The following is a 19,450-nucleotide window of genomic DNA, read 5'->3' as shown; positions in this document are numbered from 1 at the left end:
GTGCCGGCGGCCGCACCCTTCACAGGGTGCAGAAGCAGTAGGCCAGCGACTTCACCGGCACGCCGGCGGTCTGCTTGAAGGTGCCTTCCAGCAGCTTCAGGTCCGCTTCCGCCTGCGGCAGCGCACTGGCCAGCACGCTGCGGGCCAGGCTGGAATCGCGCAGCAGGGCGCTGCCGATCCGGGTCTGGGCGAAGCCGGTGAAGAACTGCTCGAACGGCGTGGCCGGCTTCTCGACGTAATGCACCGGGTAGTCGCCCGGCTCGCCGAGTTCGGCGCGCGCGGCGGCATCGACGATGGCCTGCTGCAGCCCGCCCAACTCGTCTACCAGGCCGCGATCCATCGCCTGCGCACCGCTCCACACGCGCCCGCGGGCCACCTCGTCGACACCGGCCACCGGCATTTCGCGTGCTTCGGCGACCTTGCCGATGAAGTCGCGGTAACCCTTCTCGATGACCGACTGGATGACTTCGCCGACCCCGGGGTCGAGCTCGCGGGTGATGTTGAAGGCGCCCGCGAAACGCGTGGTGCCGACGCCGTCGGTGTTGATGCCCATCTTGTCCAGCGCGCGCGGGATGGTCGGGATCATGCCGAAGATGCCGATCGAGCCGGTAATGGTGGAGGGGTCGGCATAGATGCGGTCGGCGTCCATGCTGATCCAGTAGCCACCCGATGCGGCGAGGTCGCCCATCGATACCACCACCGGCTTGCCGGCCTGCTGCAGGGCGACCACTTCGCGGCGGATCTGCTCGGAGGCGAAGACTTCGCCGCCCGGCGAGTTCACCCGCAACACCACGGCCTTGGCCCGGTCGTCGTCGCGCGCCTGGCGCAGCAGCGCCGAGGTGGACTCGCCGCCGATGGTGCCCGGAGGCTGCTCGCCACCGGTGATGCCACCGGCCGCCACCACCACCGCCACGTGCGGGCGCGGGTCGGCGGCGGCATTGAGCGGCTTGACCAGGTGGCCGAGGTAGCCCTCCATCGACACTTGGCGGAATCCGCCTTCGGCGTCCGCGTCGGCTTCGCCGCGCTCGGCCAGCAGGTCGTCCAGCTGCTCGCGCGTCTTCAGGCCGTCGACGAGCTTGTGCTCCAGCGCGTAGCGGGCCAGGTCGCCCTGCACCGCGGCCACGTCCTGCGGCAACTGCTCGATGTCGGCGGCGATGCTGGCCGGGGCGATGCCACGGGCGGTGCCGACGTCGGCCAGGTAGCGGCCCCAGAGGTCGTTCATCCAGTACAGGTCGGCCTCCTTCGATTCCTCCGACGCCTGGTCGAGGATGAAGGGCTCGGCGGCGGACTTGTATTCGCCGACCTTGAACAGGTGCACATCGACGCCGAGCTTCTCCTCCAGCCCCTCGCGGTAGTACTGGCGGTAGCGGCCGAGGCCCTCCAGCATCAGGCCACCCATCGGATCGAGGTAGATCTCGTTGGCCTGCGCGGCGATCAGGTACTGCTCCTGGCCCATGGCTTCGGAGAACGCGATCACCTGCTTGCCGCTCTCGCGCAGGCGCGCCACCGCGGCGGCGACCTCGCGACGGCTGGCCATGCCGCCGCCGTACAGGCCGTCGAGCTGCAGCACCACGCGCTCGATGCGATCGTCCTCGCGCGCCTCGTCCAGCGTGCGCAACAGGTCGCGCAGTTGCACCTCGGTGGCCTCCTCGCCCATCGCGCGGGTGATCGCGCGGGTGGCCGGGTCCACCGTGTACTGCTCCACCAGCATGCCTTCCGGCTCGATCACCAGGGTGGTGCGGTCGAGCAGCGGCTGGGTGCGGTCGCCGGCGCTGAGCGCGGCCAGGATCGCGAACAGCAGGAAGAAGAAGATCAGGTTGAAGATCAACCTGCGGGTGAAGTTCATCGCGTCCCACAGGCCGATGAAGAAGCGTGCGATCGGGCCGCGACGGGAAGGCTGGTTCATTGGTGGAAACTCCATTGGATCCGCGAAGCCTACCGGAGTGGCCGGGCGCGCTCACCCGTCATTGGTCACCCGTGCCATCGCCACGGGGGTCGCGGTGGCTGAGCGGTTCAGCAAAGGCGCCAGCTTTTCGGGACTGCTGGAGCGGCGCAGGCGCAGGCCGAGCAGAATGGCGGCCACCACCAGCCCGGCGATCAGCCCGACCCACATGCCGCGCGGCCCCCAGCCCAGCGCCAGGCCCAGACCCGCCCCCAGCGGCATGCCGATGCCCCAGTACGCCAGGCCCGCCAACAGCATCGGCATGCGGGTGTCGCCGAGGCCGCGCAGCGCGCCGGCCGACAGCACCTGCAGCCCGTCCGGAAACTGGAACGCGGCGGCATACAGCAGCAGCGCCGCCGCCAGCGAAGCCACCGCGACATCGGCGGTGTAGAAACCGACGATCCAGTCGTTGCCCAGCAGCAGCACCGTCGCCGAGAACAGCTGGGTGCCCAGCACGATGACCAGCCCGGCCTTCGCCGCGCGGCGCACCCCGCCCGCATCACCGCGCCCGACCGCGTGGCCGACCCGCACGGTGGTGGCCTCGGCCAAGCCCATCGGGATCATGAAGCACAGGCTGGCGACGTTGATGGCGATCTGGTGCGCCGCCGCCGGTATCTCACCCAGACGGCCGATCAGCAGCGCGGTGGCGATGAACAGGCCGCCCTCCATCGCCACCGTCACCCCGATCGGCAGGCCGGTCCACAGCAGCTGCCGGATTGGCGGCCAGCGCGGCGGGTCGAAGCGTGCAAAAAGCCGCAAGCCGGCAAACCGCGGCGAGCGCCGCAGGTAGACGATGAAGGTGATCGCCTGCGCCCACAGCATCACCGCCGATGCAATGCCGGGGCCGCCGGGGCCGAGCTCGGGCAGGCCGAAGGCGCCGTAGGTCAGCGCATAGCCCATCGGCACCAGCAACAGCAGGCCGCCGAAGCCGAGCACCATCGTCGGCATCGTGAAGTGCAGGCCGTCGGTCAGGTAGCGCATGCACAGGTACAGCGTCAGCGCCGGCACGCCCCAGCGGATGCCGTGGATGAAGGCGGTGGCGCCGGGGATGATCTCCGGCGCGATCCCCATCGGGCCCAGCGCGTGCACCACCACGGTCATGAAGCCGAACAGCAGCAGGCCCAGCCCCGCCGCCAGCCACAGCGCCTGGCGGAACAGCGCGCCGACCTCGTCGCGGCGGCCGCTGCCATCGAGCTGCGACACCGCCGGCGGGAACGACATCAGCGTGCCCATCGGCACCATCATCGGCAGCCAGAACAGCGCCGTGCCCACCGCGACCGCCGCCAGCGTATCGGTGCCGTGGTGGCCGGCGATCACGCTGTCGACGAAGCCGATCAGCCCGGTCGACAGGTGGCCGAACACCAGTGGCGCAGCCAGCACGCCGGTGCGGCGCACTTCGGCACCCAGGCGCGGTGGCGTCGGCGCGTCGATGGCGGGGGTGGGGAACATGCAGGCGGGCGCGGCGCTGGCGCCGGGTCGTGGCGGCCCGCTATCTTAGCCGCCGCCGTCGCGCGCCTGCCGCGATGGCCCACGCGCACCGGAGGGGGTGGCTGCATGAACGACACCACGATCGACGCCGGCACCGCCCCGGCCCCCGACGCCGGCCCGCCGGCGCCGAAGACCTGCGAGAACTGCGACACGCCGTTGCAGGGGCACTACTGCCACCACTGCGGGCAGTCGATGCACAACCCGATCCGCCACGCCGGCCACGCCATCGAGGAGTTCTTCGAAGCGTTCTGGCACCTGGACGGGCGCGTCTTCCGCACCCTGCGCGACCTGATGGTTCCCGGGCGCGTCGCCTGCGGCTACATCGAAGGCCACCGCCAGCGCTACATCGCGCCGCTGCGGCTGTTCGTGATCCTCAGCGTGCTCGCCTTCTTCATCGGCCAGCTCAGCCTGGACCTGGACTCGACGCCGATGACGGTTGGTGTCGATGTCAGCGAGATCACCCAGGCCACCACCGAAGAAGAAGTGCGCGAGATCCGCGACCGCATGCTGGCCGACCTGGAACAGGCTCGCGAGGGCGCCCGGCAGGTCCCCGGCGTCGATACCGCGCTGATCACGACGCAGGTGCAGATCAGGGGCGAGGCCGCCGATCGCATCGCCGAACTGCGCGAGGCATCGGGCGCTGGACCCGCACCCGAAGACACGACGTCCGAGGATGCCGCGCCCGACGGACGCATCGCGCCGACCGGGCCGGGCGCGAACGGCTCGGTGTTCGCCGCCGGCACCCGGAGCTGGGATCCGGAGGCCGACCCGGTGCAGGTCGGCTGGCTGCCCGGCTTCGCCAACCGCTGGCTGACCCGCAAGATGGTGCACGCCCGCGACAACATCGAGCGCATGGACGGCCGCCCCGACCTCTGGATCCAGGCCTTCATGGGCTCGCTGCCGTCGGCGCTGTTCCTGCTGGTCCCGCTGTTCGCGCTGTTGCTGAAGCTGGCCTACGTCTTCAAGGGCCGCCTGTACCTGGAGCACCTGGTGGTGGCGCTGTACAGCCACGTGTTCCTGCTGTTGGCGCTGGCGGCGATGTTCCTGTTGTCGGGGCTGGGGTCGCTGGCGGAGAGCGCGCTGCCGTGGCTGTCGCACCTGGGCTGGATCGGCGTCTTCGTGCTGCTGGTCTGGATGCCGGTCTACCTGCTGCTGATGCAGAAGCGGGTGTACGGGCAGGGCTGGCCGATGACGGTGCTGAAGTACCTGGTGATCGGCAACATCTACATGGTGTTGCTGTCGGTGGTGTCGGTGCTGATGTTCCTGGCCACCCTGGCCAAGGGCTGACGCTACCGGTCCAGCCGATCGTGCAGCCAGTCGTTGCGGCTGCCGGCCGCGGTCGACATCAACTCGCTGCGCAACTGGGCGCGCTCCTGCGGGGGCGTGCGCTGCACCAGCAAGGCCAGCTGGCGACGCTGCCCCGGGGACATCGATCGCAATACCTGCAGCAACGCCTCGTGCTCGTTGGCGGGCACCTGGGCCAGCAGCGGTTGCAGGTCCGGATAGTCCGCGCCCAGCTCCGGGCCGAGCAGCCATCCGCGCTGCAGGCTCAGGTCCATCGCCTCGAACCGGGCCCGCAGCTCCTGCTGGCGTTCGGGCGGCGCGGCGGCGAAGGCGGTGGCGGCCGCACGCACCCGGGCACGCTCCTGCGACGGCAATGCCTGCCACGCCGCGTGGCGCTCGCGGGCTTCCACCCGGGCCTCGCGCGGCAGGGCCTCCCAGCGCGCCACCCGTTCGGCGAAGGCCGCGCGCTCGGCCTCGGACCAGCGGCTCCAGCGTTGCGCCCGAGCCTGCAGGCGTTCACGGTCTTCCGGCTGCAGGCGCGGCAGGACCCCGGCGAAATCCTCGAGCACCGGCGGCGTCGCGTAGCCCACCGATGCCACGCCCAGGGCACAGGCGAGGAATCCGCCGACGATCCCGAAGCGGCGGCTCACTCGTCCTCCTCCAGTTGCGCGGCCGGTGGAGATTCCAGACCGCCGGCGGCCAGCCAGCTGCGGAAGGCGAGTTGCTCGGCCTCTTCCATCGCGGCCGGCTCGGCGAGAAGCTCGAAATCCCGGTGGGCGACGAGCCCGGCTTCTTCCGAGTAACGGGACGCCGGACGGGAGGCATCCAGTTCGGATGGCGGCCCCGAGAGGTCCGGCCCCAGCCCCGCCCAATCGGCGAATCGGTCGCTGAAGGTGGCGGCGAACAGCAGCGCGCAAAGGATCAGCAGCGCCCAGAGCAGCCGCACGATAAAGGATCTGGATCGGCGCGGCGCCACCTCGGCGGCTTCTGCCGGCGTCGCCCGGGTGCCACCTTCCAGCGCGCGCTCGCGGATCCGGCCCAGCCGCGCCAGGCGGTCCGGGGGCAGGGTCTTGATGCGGCGGTGGATCTCCCGGCGCAGGCGCTGCCATGCATCGGGGTCGGCGCTGCCGTCGGGGTGGCGCGGCAAGGCCCGGTGCAGGGCCAGCCGGTAGCTCGGCAGCGCCACGCCCAGCACGCTGGCGGCCTCGGCCTCCTCCAGCCCGGCGGCGAGCCGCAGCAGCAGTGCGGCGCGGGGGCCGCTGCCCAGTTCCGCCAGCCGGTCGCTCGCCTCCAGCTCCATCGCCACCGCGGTATGGCCGCGCAGCCCCGGTTGGGCCAGCAGCATCGCCCAGAAGCGGCTGGGCCAGTCGCCCATCGGCATGCGCGCGGCTTCGTCGCGGAATCGGGCCATCGCCGCGGCCAGCGCGGCATCGCCGGTGGATGCGTCGCCGCACTGCAGCTCGGCCAGCACCGCACCGCGGCGTTCGACACCCCGCAGGAACGCCGCCAGCGCCGGGGGCACCGGGGCCGGCCGGGGGCGATTGGGCTCGGGGCCGGCGGAGCGGCCGGTCATCTGGACAGATCCACCATGGGCGCAATCATAGCCATCCCGGCAGCTCCCAAAGAGGCTTGACAACCCCCGTAAAGCAACGCGAATGAAGCGTGACGGGGGTTTGCGGCCAGAACGGTTGTGCACAGCAGTAACCGTATGGTCATGAACATCCGTTCAGCTTGTCCGGACGCCATATTTTGCAAATGTTTCACGGCCAAGTGGTTGATCCCGTTGAAATTTACCGGCATGGCACTTTTTTAGCCAACCCGGCGCACCTGCTTGTACTACCGGCACTGCGCACCCCCTCTCGGGATCGATGCACAGAGTTATCCACAGAAGATGTGGATAACGGTGAATGTCCTTTTGGAACACCGGCTTAGCGCCACTTTGTCAGATGACAGGCAGCAATGGCCGGCAACTTGGACCGGGTGCCTAACCGGCATGATCCGGGCCCCGGATAGACTGCGCACATGGCCGTCGATCCGCCCCATTCAGCCCCCGCCCCCGAGCCTGACCCGGGGTCCCGGCCGGCGTCGGGCGGCGGCGTACTCCGGGTCGCCCTGCCGGTGCCGTTGCCACGCCTGTTCGACTATCTCACCCCCGCCGGTGACGGCCCCGTCGCCGCGGTCGGCAGCCGGGTGCGGGTGCCGTTCGGGGCCCGGGAGCTGGTGGGCGTGGTGGTCGGCTTGCCGGCCGAGGCCGACGTGGATGCCGCCGCCCTGAAGCCGGCCCTGGCGGTGCTGGACGCCGAACCCCTGTTCAGGGGCGAGCTGCTGGATTCGCTGCGCTGGCTGGTCCGCTACACCCACGCCCCCGCCGGCGAGGTGTTCGCCACCGCCCTGCCCGGCCCGCTGCGGCACGGCGAGCCGCTGGCCGACACCCACGCCTGGGCCTGGCAACTGACCGAGGCCGCCCGCACCGGGCTGGACAGCCTGCGTAGCGGCAAACCACGGCGGCTGGCCGAACGGCTGCAGGCGGGCGCCGTGGACGAAGACGCGCTGGACGACAGCATCGACGGCTGGCGCAGCGCCGCCCGCTCGTTGCAGCAGCGCGGCCTGTGCGAGCGCATCGCCGTGCCCGCCTCGCAACTGGCGCCCGCCCCCGCGGCCGGGCCGACCCCCAACCCCGAGCAACAACAGGCAATCGACGCCATCCTAACCAGCGCCGGCCAGTTCGAGCCGGTGCTGCTGGAAGGCGTGACCGGCAGCGGCAAGACCGAGGTCTACCTGCACGCGATCGCCGACTGCCTTGCGCGCGGCCGTCAGGCGCTGGTGCTGGTGCCCGAGATCGGCCTGACCCCGCAACTGCTGTCGCGCTTCCGTGCCCGCCTCGGCGTGCCGGTGCACGTGCTGCACTCCGGCCTGTCGGATGGCGAGCGTGCCCGCACCTGGGCCGCCTGCCTGCGCGGCGAGGCCCGCGTCATCGTCGGCACCCGCTCGGCGGTATTCCTGCCGCTGCCCGACGCCGGCCTGCTGGTGGTGGACGAGGAGCACGACGGCAGCTTCAAGCAGCTCGACGGCATCCGCTACCACGCCCGCGACTTCGCCCTGGTGCGGGCCAAGGCACTGGGCATCCCGGTGGTGCTGGGCAGCGCCACCCCGGCGCTGGAGACCCTGCACAACGCCCGCATCGGCCGCTACATGCACCTGCGCCTGCGCCAGCGCGCCGGCGACGCCAAGCCACCCGCGGTGCGCGTGGTGGACGTGCGCAAGCGCCCGTTGCAGGCCGGGCTCTCGCCGGAACTGCTGCAGGCCGTGGATGCCGCCCTTCAGGCCCAGGGCCAGGTGCTGGTGTTCAAGAACCGCCGCGGCTACGCCCCCGTGCTGCTGTGCCACGACTGCGGCTGGAGCGCCCAATGCCAACGCTGCGATGCCGCCATGACCGTGCACGGCGGCGGCCGCCGGCTGCAGTGCCACCACTGCGGCGCCCGCCGGCCCGCGCCCAACGCCTGCCCCGACTGCGGCGGCCTAGCCCTGCAATCACAGGGCGCCGGCACCGAGCGCATCGAAGAAGCCCTGCGCGAACGCTTCCCGGACGTGCCGGTGCTGCGCATCGACCGCGGCACCACCCAGCGTCGCGATGGCCTGCAAACACTGCTGGCCGAGTTCGGCACCGCCCCCGGCATCCTGGTCGGCACCCAGATGCTGGCGAAGGGCCACGACCTGCCCAACCTCACCCTCGTGGCCGTGGTCGGCATCGACGAAGGCCTCTTCAGCGCCGACTTCCGCGCACCGGAAAAACTGGCACAGCTGCTGATCCAGGTCGCCGGCCGCGCCGGGCGCGCCGACCGCGCTGGGCAAGTGCTGCTACAGACGCACCACCCCGAACATCCGCTGCTGATGACCCTGCTGTCCGGCGGCTACCCCGCGTTCGCCGAAGCCGAACTGGAGCAGCGCGAAGCCGCCGCATTCCCGCCGTTCGCCTACCTGGCGATGCTGCGGGCCGAGGCGAAACAGGTGGAGGCGGCGGATGGATTCCTGCAGGCGGCGCGCCGGTGCATCGCCAACGTCGCGGATGACACGCTGGAGATCAGCGGGCCGCTGCCGGCGCCGATGCCGCGGCGGGCGGGGTACCAGCGCAGCCAGTTGTTGCTGTCTGCGCCGAACCGGCCGGGGTTACACGAGGTGCTGGACCGGGCACTGGGGGAGATATATGCGTTGCCGGAGGCAAGGAAGGTGCGGTGGTCGCTGGATGTGGATCCGGTGGATTTGTACTAACACTCGCTCATGAGGGATCTCCTACGCGACTGCTTTAGCGCGACGTCTGGTTTTCTTGGCGATCCGAGCTTGCATCTTTTCCGCATCCCGCTCGGCGTTGGCACGCAGGTAACCGCCGATCTCGGGACCGTAGTCTTCGGCGACGGTAAGCTTCGGGACGGGTTTGCCGGGCCGGCCGGCTTCACGAATGTCCCTGGGCCAGCGCGGGCGCCAGCACAGCAGCATCGAGACCCAGTGGCTCAGGCTGTGCAGCGCGATCAGCGGCGAAAGCACAAGAACGGCGATAACGACCCACAACCCACCGCCGCGCCGCCACATCGGGCGCATGAAGTGGAGGCTCGCCTTTAGCGAGTCCCACGGCCATGGGAAGCGGGAACGCAGCGACTTCGGTTTGGGAACGGATTGCGGGCCGTCTTCCATGTAGCGGCGGATGTACTCCCACAGGCCTTCCATCTCCCGGTTACCGTCCAGCGGTGGGCCTACGAAAGCCATCTCATCGAACCCGGCGCCCGTGCGTTCGTGCGGCCATCCCAGTGCCAGCGTGTCGCCCAAACCCTGGCTGTCGGGCAACTGCGGGTTGATCGCCGCCAAGGTAGCTTCCCACGGCAGGGTGACGATGCCACCGGCGTACTTCGGTCGGTGCAGATGGACCTGGCGGGTCCTGCGGTTGAAGCGTATCAGCAGGTGGCGTTGGGTAAACAATTCGGTGCGGATGAACTTGAAGGCGTAACGCCAAACCAGATAAGTAATACCGGATCCTACGGCTGTAAAAAGCAGCGTTGTGACCCAAGCGCCAATACTCGGCTCTGTTTCCCATGGCGTCGTGCCGTAGAACGTCATGTGAATAACTGGCCATAGGCCGGATTTCCAGAGCAGGAGGTATCCCAAGGCGTAGCCGAACCCGAGCATTAGGAACGTGACCAGCCCCCGCTTCTCCTCTTGCCAAGCCGCTCGTGCTTCGATGAAGGTGTCGTTCACCTCGTAGAACGCACCGCCATCGGTGGGCCCTTCGCTGGCACGCTCAGCTGTAGACCACTCGGCTTCCGCATTCTCACTTGTTGGTTCTGCTCCAAGGAACTCTTCCAAGTAGTTCGGGCCGAAGGCCTTTTCGACCAGCGCCTCTTCGTGCGCCTTCTTCTCCGGGCTTTCGGAACGGATGCTCCAGATGCCCCACTCAAACAGATACATGGGCTTGCGACCCTTTGAATGCCATCTCCAATGTTGCCAGCTCCGCACCTTCATTGACAAAGCCGCGCTGGCCTTTGTCTTTGCGAAACACCGATTTCTCGCACCACTCCTCAAACTCATCCGGACTCAGTAAGAAAATCGCCGTGGAAACCGCTAAGCCGGCCCAGCCTAGGCGTGCACCCCAAATGCGCAAGCTGAAGAGCAGCACCTGTCTCGCTGCCAAACGCACTGCCAACTGCGCTGCAACCCGGATAAGCTCTTTCAGGAATACACTATTAACTCGAAGCATCATTCGCTTCAGGAATGGCGCGCTGCCGGCGAAAGCGACTGTCGCGCCCATAGCTGTCGCGGATGCGACAATCAGGCCTCGCGAGCCGTAAGCAACCGCTAGAGCCCAACGTTCGCGTGTGAGGGATTCTCCGAGGGATACGAAGTCGAAAACTGTACCCGCAATACCCACGGTTCCGCCCAGAAATCCCCCATACAACCGCATCCCTCCGCCCCAAGTCTTGGCGATACGGGCGGTATTGGACGCGGCGGAGAAATGCTTGCTAGCCCACTCTCCACCCGACCCCATCATTTCCATACTACCGCCCACCAGGGCGAGCCCAGCCGCCACCAATTCAACTTTATCCTTTGCCTCACTGTCCGGCAGTTCGCGCGCCTTGACCAGCAGGTTCACCGCTTCCGTGATGGTCAGCAGTGCAGCAAACCGGAAGCCGTAGAACTGACCGTGTCGCCCCAGGCTGACCTCGGCCTCGACCGCTTCGCGAATGCGCCGGTTGATCTGCCCACGCGCACGCGCCAGCTGCAATGATTTTCCAGCGGCATGCATCTCCTCCATGCGCAGTTGCAGCGCGAAGCCGCCCAGCCGTGCCTGCAGCACGCGCACCATCGCATGGGCCAGTTGCCGGTCGGCTCCGACCGGCAGGGCAGTCTTGAACACAGCCCGCCCCAAGTGTGCATACCACCCCATCAATGCTCCCAGTCGCGAGCGCTGGAACCAAGCAACCCGGCCTGCTTGCTCACACTCTTTGAGCGCTTCGTCCGCGCGCTTGAAGCTGATCAGCAAGACCTGCGCCGCACCGGTCATACTGGCGAAGGTACTCCAGCCATCGGCATTGGGCTCTGCCAGGGTCTGCTGCGTATCGGCAGTCAGCTGGCGCTGGTTCAGGGCGTAGGTCCGCCATAGCAGGTTGCCTTCCCCGATCGCTATGTCCGCAGCCCAGAGGTCAAGCAGCGCCTGTCCGTCTTCGCTGGCCTCCATCCCGGTCGTCGCCAGTGCCGTTTGCACGGCGAACGCCCACCCGTGGTGCAGGTCGTTTTCGTCGTAGGCGCACAATGCACGATGGAGCTCGGGGGCTTTCAGCCAGGAGAGATGGTCCGCCACACGCTGCTGCATGAGCGCCTGCAGCGGTGCGGCTCGGCGGTCGAATTCACGCAAAGTGTCGTCGTCGGTGCCATCCAGCAAGGCTGCGTACTCGGTCATCTTCGCCTCGGCGCGCGCGCGCGCGCGGGCCTTGTCGCTGTCCAGCTGGCCCCACGGGTCGTCCATGTGGGTGTCCATGATCGTGCCCCTGATCTGTGCGGCGCGCTGCTGACCGAACATGGCTTGGACCTGCGGCTCGTCGAAGCCGCGCAGGGCATATTCAGCCTGCTCGCGATGACGCCGTTCGGCAGCGGTCTCGCCCATCTGGACTAAGGCGTCCCTTATGCCGGAACGCACATCCCGCAGACGGGTAGCGACGTGGTATTTCCGCGCATTGGTCGCTCCAAACTCATCCTTGGCCTGCATCCACGGCTCCAACCCCTCCATTGCTTCGTTGCGCCAAGCGTTGAGCTCCTGGGTCACGCCAAGTGCGTCGCGCAGGACGATGCATGCACCCTGTTCTGCGACGAGAGTGTCGGCAACGCGCTGAAGGCGTGGGCGAGCTTCATGGAGGGCACGCGGATCAGGCGTAAACGGGTCCGCCAGCGCCGGATAGGGCTGCTCCTGCAGCACCTTGCATAGTGGGTTGATGGCAAGCACGCCGCTCGGCATGCTGCTGCCGGCCCCCGCCGTTATATCCAGGGCCCGGAGTTCAGCGGCCCATTCGGGCACCGCTGTTCCCTCCAGGCAATGATCCTGCCCGGTGTCCCCGGCGACCCAGCGGGAAGGACTGAACGTCTGCAGCTTTCCTTCTCCGGCATAGCTGTCCGCGTTGTTCTTGTACTCATCGAGCTTGGCGGCCGACAAGGGATCAGGCGTGAACAGCCACCAGGTCTTGTCGACTTCCTCGGGGCGCTCGATGGCGACCACCGACGTTGCCGGATTGGTCGCATCGCGCGAACATGAAAACGCAATGCTTCGAGGCGCAGGTTCATTGACGGGAAATGCGTACAGATAGGCATCGTCGGTAACGAAGTACCCTTGCCAGTAGCGTAATCCCGGCCGCTCGATCAGAACGTACAGGTAGCCTTCCCGCAGCATCCGCGCTACATGGCGGGCGAGGGACAGTTGGACACTCGCGCCCAGACCTGCCTCGGGCACCTGTCCGGCCAGTGCGGGATCGTCGCAGCACAGCGCTGATTGCCGGAGCGGGAAGACCATCAGGCCCTGCTTGTCGCAGAACGGGCAGTTGCCGGGTTGACCGGGTGCCGACTGCAGGATGTCAACAATGATCGGGTTGCTCATGCGGGGAATCCTTTCCGGGCAGACGTAGAAGCAAGGGCACCGGCGATCGCGTGCAGCTCCGCCGGGGTAAAGGCTGCCATCGCCTGGCAGAACCCTTCGCCGCGCTCGCTTGCGGAGCTCAATGCCTCGCGTACTCGCGGGTGCTGGTCGAAGGCCATGCCCAATGTCAGCCCATGTACGGCAAAGGCGATCTGATCCGGCTGCGCGTCGTAGCCGAGCTCGCGGGCGCGGCGTAGTAGCGACTCGATCTGCGCTATCCAATGGGACTGAAAGGCTTGCCCCAGGCGACGCATCGCGGCCGTGGCCCTATTGATGGCGCTGATGTCGTGTAGGCGCTGCCACAGCGTTCCATCTACCGCCGAGGTGATGATCCGGCGCGGTTGGTCGACGGCTTCCACAAAGATCTGCAATGTGCCGTCTTCACGTAGCGACAGCCACTGCGTCTTGCCGGTGCAGAAGGACGCACGACGGGAAGCGTCTAGCATGTGAATCAGACAGGTTTGAACCCGTGGATCATGCACGCGCAGGTGGCGACGTTCAGCTCCATGGGCTACATCCAAGCGGCGGCCGATGCTCTCAGCGAGGGCATCCAACGTTTCAGATCCGAATATCCATCCGCCGACCTGACGGATACCGTCGGGCTTACTGCTCTGCTCGCGTGCGAGGGCAATCGACGCATCCAGTAGTGGATCGTGCCAGTCGTCGAGTTGCACCAGCAGCGGTGCCGTACTCGATCGACCGGTGAAGGGCGGAAGCTCCACTGAGCGTGACGTTCTCGCCCTGTCCTCGATCAGGGCCGCAAGGTTTCCTTGGAGCGGCTCAAGCGGATCGAGCAGCACCGTGGTGCGCAGATGCTTTCGGGCCAGGATAAACAGCTGGTCTGATATATCTGCGTTGATGGCTGGCGTGTCGCCTGCACTCATGCCACACCGTCGCCGCAATGCGCTGCTTTCCTGATCTTGAAGTCGCAGGCCTTCAGCTCGCCGGCCGCCAGCGCCGGCACCTGCCCACTCACGCTCTGCGCGCCGGCCCACTCCTTCTTGGCCGCCTTGAACTCGATCGTCCCCGGCGCACCAAGCTCGATGTTGCCGCCTTCCAGCTTCAAGTAGGCCCCACCTGCCGCAAGCAGCAAGTGTTTGCCTGAAGCCGATAGCAATACGTCGGCGTGGGTGCTTGCGATGGTGACGCTGTTCTTCGCCGCAACACTCGCCTCGTTGGCACACGCGCGTGCGCTGACGGCACCCGTGGCGGCATGGAGGGCGATGCCGGTTTCCTGGTTGGGCCTGCCCGCCGGGGGTGTCGTTCCGTGGCTGTAAAGGGAGATTCCCCCGCCTACCGCGGTGATGGTGTCGCCCTGGCTCACCCACTGCAGGTCCCGGTCGGCGGCAAGCGTAGCGTGCGTGCCGGCCACCCACACCTGGTCGGCCGGGGTGGTGCTGACGATGCCGTCGGGGCTGCTGGCCAGCAACGCCGGCATGGCCCACGCCTGCACTTCGCCGCTTCCGCCGTCGATACCACCTCCCGGGACGCTCGCGGCTGCGGTGGCGTTCAGCGCCTCCTGCAAGTCCTTCAGTGCGATGTGGGCGGGGAGCTCGCCCTGCTCGTCGAGCAGTTCGGCGCCTTGCGCTCTGGCGACCTCGCCCAGGCCGGCGACCAGTTCCGCCGTCGACGCAAGCTGGGCATGCGCGGCGGCGGCATCCAATTGCTCACGGCCGCGGTCGGTGCTCAGCAGCAGGCCGGCCCCGGCGCGCAGAGCGCCGTTTGCAGCAGTGGACAGTTCGATGCCAAAACCGCGGTCACCGTCGCGCATGTTGTCGCGCCCACCCTTGAGGTGGCCGAGGCTCAACGTGCTGTCGTGCTCGGTGGTGCTGGCCTGCACCCGTCCCTGCCCCGGGGTGTCGTCCAGCCGCAACTGCTGATAACCACCACTACCGGTCTGGCTTTCGCCTAGAGCTTGGCTCTTGAAGCCGCTAAAGACGGCATCGTGGTCGTTCCCCGAGAACCAGGCCGGAGCATTGCCGGTGGCGCAGGCCGCGCCCCCCGCTACCTGGTTGTGCGGTGCATCGCCGTGCCCTCGGCCATTGTTGAGGCAGCCGATCACCACCGGCCGGTCGATGTCGCCTTCCAGGAACGCGACCAGCACTTCTTGGCCGCGGCGCGGCACCTGCACGCTGCCCCAGTTGTCGCCGGCCCATGCAGTTGCCACCCGCACCCAGGTCCATGCCGTGTCGGCACCGGGTGCGTTGTCATCGCCCGAGGGGTGCGGCTGGCGATTGCTGGCGTTGGAGCCGCGCTGCCACGGAAACTGGACCTTGATGCGGTGGTCGCGGTCGGTCTGCACCGGCTGGCCATCGGTGACCACGATGGCGGTCTGGGTGCCATGCGCCGTCGACTTGGGGTGCAGTCGTTCGCCGTAGCCGTCGCGCGTGCGTGGGCGGTAGGCGATGCCGGCGGGGAGGGCATCGAAAGTGTTCTGGTAGAAGTCGATAGCGCCGTCCGCTTCCGTGGCTCCAACAGGCATGGCGGCGAATGCTCCCGGCAGCGGGAGTGCGGAGGAGGTGGCCATCCCCAGATGCTTCTCGACCTGGGCCAGGACTTCGGCATCGAGATTGTTGCGTGCGCGGTGATGCAGCCGCAGGCACTGGAACCGGTTGTCCTCGTTGCCCGCGCCGTGGCCGGGGTGCTGTACCAGGGAGAAGTGTGAACCCACTGCCATCGCCCGCCACGAGCCCGAGCCGTTGACAGTCCGGCGGGCGACTTGCGCGGCCTCCAGTTGCTGCAGGGCCAGGCGCTCGCCTGTCACGCGGTCCGGCCAACCATAGGGTCCAACGGTGTCGATGTCCTCGGTGACCGGCGCATCCCCGGCAAGTGCTTCCGCGGCGGCCGGGCGCAGACCGCGGCTGCGGTAGTCCCAGCTGGCACGTTGCAGCCGCGAGGTCTGCATGCGGCGCGATGCCGACCACTGCTGGATGCTGTCGCTGCGCTCGGTCACGTCGCTGCGATGGAATCGCACGACGCCGCCATCCGAGAAGGCCTGTTCGTGGTCCGCGATTACCAGCACGTGGCCGCCGAGGGTGTCATCACCCGGCGCGCCTTCGTGCTCGAACCAGTAGTACAGGCCCTCATCGGCCAGCAGGCGCTCGACGAACGCGAGGTCGCTCTCCTCGAATTGGGTGGCGAGACTGCGCTTGCGATAGCGGGACGCGTCGGCGAGATCCCAGCGCCATGCCGGGACCAGCTTTCCGCCGGCATCGACATGGTCGGCGAACACCGACTCCACGATCTCCGGCACCGTGAGGTCCTGGAACACGAAGCTGTCGACGCGTTGCCGCAGCAGCGCAAGCCATGGCTCCACCACCAAGCGGTAACGGGCGAGGCCACCGTTGCTTCCGATCCGCTCGAACGCGGTGACGTGGCCGTGGAAAGGGCGGTGCACGCCAGCCACGTCGGTCAGCAATTCAAGCAGTACTGGTTGCCCCAGCAGCTCGGCCAGATCGATGTGCGCGTCCACCGACAGTGCGGTCAGCGCCAGGCGATAGCCAGTGACGCCATCCGGCGACGGCCCCACTGCCTCGTGCGCATCCAGCGATTCGGCGACCAGGACCTCGGGGCCCAACGGCGTATGCAGCCGCAGCAGCCGGTCGTGTTGTCCGGGACCACCGACCAGTGCGGTCAGTACTCCGGCGAGGACATCCATGGCATTCGCCTCCTTGCGATTCGCCTGGCGGCCGCGTTGGCCGCCCCGCATCCGTGCGTTGGGGTGCCAATGATACCGACAACCCGCCCGCCGCTGTGGTTCAGTGGATCCGGTACTTGAAGCCGCCCTTTTTGTCAGCGCCGACCTTGATCGTCGCGATCGCTTCGCCGCCGGCCATCCTGGCCAGCACGGACGACGCGATCTCGGGCAACAGGGTGCCGTTGAGGATGTGGTCGACGTTGCGGGCACCCGAATCCACCTCGGTGCAGCGCTGGAGCACGGCGTCCACCAGGGTGGAATCCCAGCTGAAGGCAGCCCTGTGGTTGGCGGCGACGCGGTCGCGGATGCGGCCCAGCTTCAATTCGATGATGCGCGCCAGAACCTCGTCGCTGATCGGGTAGTAGGGCACTACCTTCATCCGTCCGAGGAAAGCGGGCTTGAAGGTCTTCATGAGGACGGGGCGCAGGGCCTCGGCAAGGTCGTCGGCCGCGGGAAGTTCGGCGGCTGACTTGTTCAGGCATGACTGCATGATCTGCGGAGAGCCGATGTTGCTGGTCAGGATGATCAGCGTGTTGCGGAAGTCGATCTCGCGGCCTTCCGCATCGTCCATTACGCCCTTGTCGAACACCTGGAAGAACATTTCCAGCACGTCCGGATGGGCCTTCTCCACCTCGTCCAACAGCACCACGGAGTAGGGGTTGCGGCGAACAGCCTCGGTGAGCACGCCACCTTCGCCATAGCCGACGTACCCCGGCGGCGAGCCCTTCAGGCCCGAGACGCTGTGCGCCTCCTGGAACTCGCTCATGTTGATCGTGACCAGCTTGCGCTCGCCACCGTAGAGGATGTCGGCCAACGCGAGCGCGGTCTCGGTCTTGCCCACGCCGGAGGGACCGACAAACATGAAGACGCCGCGCGGCTTGTTCGGGTCTTCGAGCTTGGCGCTGGCCGTGCGCACACGCTGGGCCACCGCCTCCAGCGCGTGGTCCTGCCCGATGACCCGCTCGCCCAGCAGTGGGGCCAGCGAAGTGACCACGCGGACCTCGTCCTTGACCATCCGGCCCAGGGGCACGCCGGTCCAGGCGCTGACGATCTCAGCCACCACCGCCCCGTCCACCTGCAACGGCACCATCGGTGATTCGCCCTGCAATGCGCGCAGCTCCGCCAGCAGCAGGTCGAGCTCGGCCAACTTCGGGCTGTTGGCCACGGAAGCGATCGTGGCACGTGCGCGGGTGGACTTGCGTGCCTTCGGACGGGCGACCACCGCGGTATCGCCGTCTGCTTCGCCAGGCACCACCGGCGCATCAGGGCCTTCGCCTGCCGGTGCAGGCGCGGCTGTCTCCAGCTCATCGCGCAGCTTCTGGATTCGCCGGGCCAGGTCCGTTTCGAGCTTCAACCGCTTCTCGCTTTCGTCCAAGAACACCCGCGTCTGCTGCTGTTCGGCCTCGAGCTCCGCCAGCCGCTCTGCATGAGGGGCGCCAGCCGCGGCTTCACGCTGCAGCGCGGTACGCTCGGCACCCAGCCGCTCCAACTGTTTCCGCGCATCCTCGATTGCCGCAGGTGTCGCGCTCTGACCAAGCGCCACCTTGGCGCAGGCGGTATCGAGCACGCTCACCGCCTTGTCCGGCAACTGCCGGCCACTGATGTATCGGTGCGAAAGACGAACGGCCTCGGTGATGGCCTCGTCCATCACCCGGATACCGAAGTGCTTCTCCATCAACGGCACCATGCCGCGCAACATCGCCGCGGCCAGCGGTTCGCTCGGCTCCTCGACCTTCACCACCTGGAAGCGCCGGGCCAGTGCTGCGTCCTTTTCGAAGTACTTCTTGTACTCGCTCCATGTGGTGGCGGCGATGGTGCGCAGCTCGCCGCGGGCCAGCGCCGGCTTGAGCAGGTTGGCGGCATCGTTCTGCCCGGCCTGGCCGCCGGCGCCGATCATGGTGTGCGCCTCGTCGATGAACAGGATGATCGGGTGCGGACTCTTCCTGACCTCGTCGATGACGTTCTTCAGCCGGTTCTCGAATTCTCCCTTGACGCTGGCACCGGCCTGCAACAACCCCATGTCGAGCGTGTGCAGTTGTACACCAGCCAGCACATCGGGCACGTCGCCTTGCGCGATGCGCAGCGCCAGCCCCTCCACGACAGCGGTTTTGCCGACACCGGCTTCGCCCGTGAGGATCGGATTGTTCTGCCGGCGGCGCAGCAGGATGTCGATGATCTGGCGAATCTCGGCATCGCGACCGATCACCGGGTCGACGTGGCCATCGCATGCACGCGCGGTGAGGTTGGTGGTGAACTGGTCGAGCGCGGGCGTTGCCGACAACCCGGGGGCCGCCGTTGTTCCGTCTGGGCCGGACGGATCCAGACCCGTGGCATCGGCAAAACGCACGTCACCGCCTTCGCACGACCCTTCCGTCATGCGGGTGAAATCATGTTTGAGCTCGTCCAGCCTGATCTTCGCGAAGCCTGCGGACCCGCGGGTGGCGAGTTGCGCCAGCCCCGGTTCCGTCAGGAGTGCGAGCAGCAGGTGCCCGCTACGAATACGGGTGGTCTGGGTATCCAGGGAAGCGAGCAGCCATGCGTGCTCGAACAGCGTCGGCAGGTGCGGGGAGAACACGGGGGTACGCGTGTTGCCGCTGCGAAAGCGCGCGACCTCGGCTTCGAGGTCCTGGCGCAGCGCATCGACACCCAGACCGCTGCGTCGGGCGACCACCACCACGTCGCTTTGCGCCTGCTCCAGCAGGGCGAGGAACAGGTGCTCCAGGTCGACTTCGTAGTTGCCCCGCGCCAGGCACAGGTTCGCGGCACGTTCGGCCGCCTCCCGGCACGGGGCGTTGAGTTTCCCGATCAGGGTCTTGAGGTTGGTGCTCATGCGGTACGTTCCTTGCGTGTGGCTTCCATGTGGCCTCCG

The 19,450-nt window shown here is 67.8% G+C and carries 11 protein-coding genes; 2 read left to right on the top strand and 9 right to left on the bottom strand.

Annotated features, from left to right (window positions below):
- Positions 1-19: 19 nt before the first annotated feature.
- The gene (gene sppA / locus B5D37_RS07660) at positions 20-1,906 is read right to left on the bottom strand and encodes a signal peptide peptidase SppA (protein ID WP_078758132.1); all 1,887 of its coding nucleotides are present in this window, start codon (positions 1,904-1,906) and stop codon (positions 20-22) included.
- A gap of 51 nt (positions 1,907-1,957) precedes the next feature.
- A complete protein-coding gene (locus tag B5D37_RS07655; protein WP_078758131.1) occupies positions 1,958-3,391 on the bottom strand; it encodes an MATE family efflux transporter in 1,434 nt (477 codons plus the stop codon).
- A gap of 105 nt (positions 3,392-3,496) precedes the next feature.
- On the opposite strand from B5D37_RS07655, the gene B5D37_RS07650 reads away from it, so the two are divergent.
- A complete protein-coding gene (locus B5D37_RS07650) occupies positions 3,497-4,717 on the top strand; it encodes a DUF3667 domain-containing protein (RefSeq protein WP_078758130.1) in 1,221 nt (406 codons plus the stop codon).
- Positions 4,718-4,719: 2 nt separating this feature from the next.
- On the opposite strand, the gene B5D37_RS14925 is transcribed toward B5D37_RS07650, so the two are convergent.
- Positions 4,720-5,364, bottom strand: a complete 645-nt coding sequence (locus B5D37_RS14925; RefSeq protein WP_200809205.1) for a DUF3106 domain-containing protein — start codon at positions 5,362-5,364, stop codon at positions 4,720-4,722.
- Positions 5,361-6,287 carry a hypothetical protein gene (locus B5D37_RS14920; RefSeq protein ID WP_200809204.1) on the bottom strand — a complete coding sequence of 309 codons (927 nt, stop codon included), beginning with the start codon at positions 6,285-6,287 and terminating at the stop codon, positions 5,361-5,363. Before B5D37_RS14920 ends, B5D37_RS14925 begins: the two co-directional genes overlap by 4 nt.
- Positions 6,288-6,736: 449 nt before the next feature.
- Between B5D37_RS14920 and B5D37_RS07640 the strand changes: the two genes are divergently transcribed.
- Positions 6,737-8,983, top strand: a complete 2,247-nt coding sequence (locus tag B5D37_RS07640) for a primosomal protein N' (protein WP_078758129.1) — start codon at positions 6,737-6,739, stop codon at positions 8,981-8,983.
- 21 nt (positions 8,984-9,004) lie between these two features.
- Here B5D37_RS07640 and B5D37_RS07635 read toward each other — a convergent pair whose 3' ends face one another.
- The 5 genes from B5D37_RS07635 to tssH form a co-directional block, all read right to left on the bottom strand.
- Complete coding sequence (locus B5D37_RS07635; RefSeq protein ID WP_078758128.1) at positions 9,005-10,171, bottom strand: DUF6708 domain-containing protein; 1,167 nt, start codon at positions 10,169-10,171, stop codon at positions 9,005-9,007.
- Positions 10,158-12,845, bottom strand: coding sequence for a T6SS effector BTH_I2691 family protein (locus B5D37_RS07630; protein WP_078758127.1), 2,688 nt, complete (start codon positions 12,843-12,845; stop codon positions 10,158-10,160). The genes B5D37_RS07635 and B5D37_RS07630 overlap by 14 nt, the downstream gene beginning before the upstream one ends.
- On the bottom strand, positions 12,842-13,768 hold the full coding sequence (locus tag B5D37_RS07625; RefSeq protein ID WP_078758126.1) for a DUF4123 domain-containing protein: 927 nt from the start codon (positions 13,766-13,768) through the stop codon (positions 12,842-12,844). Before B5D37_RS07625 ends, B5D37_RS07630 begins: the two co-directional genes overlap by 4 nt.
- Positions 13,765-16,542 (bottom strand): type VI secretion system Vgr family protein, encoded by a 2,778-nt coding sequence (locus tag B5D37_RS07620; RefSeq protein ID WP_078758178.1) that lies wholly within the window; start codon positions 16,540-16,542, stop codon positions 13,765-13,767. The genes B5D37_RS07625 and B5D37_RS07620 overlap by 4 nt, the downstream gene beginning before the upstream one ends.
- A 100-nt stretch (positions 16,543-16,642) precedes the next feature.
- A complete protein-coding gene (gene tssH, locus B5D37_RS07615; protein ID WP_078758125.1) occupies positions 16,643-19,411 on the bottom strand; it encodes a type VI secretion system ATPase TssH in 2,769 nt (922 codons plus the stop codon).
- Between the last annotated feature and the right edge of the window lie 39 nt (positions 19,412-19,450).

This window comes from Lysobacter spongiicola DSM 21749, assembly GCF_900167055.1.
Taxonomy (GTDB): Bacteria; Pseudomonadota; Gammaproteobacteria; order Xanthomonadales; family Xanthomonadaceae; genus Novilysobacter; species Novilysobacter spongiicola.
This window is presented reverse-complemented; position numbering and strand designations above follow the sequence as displayed.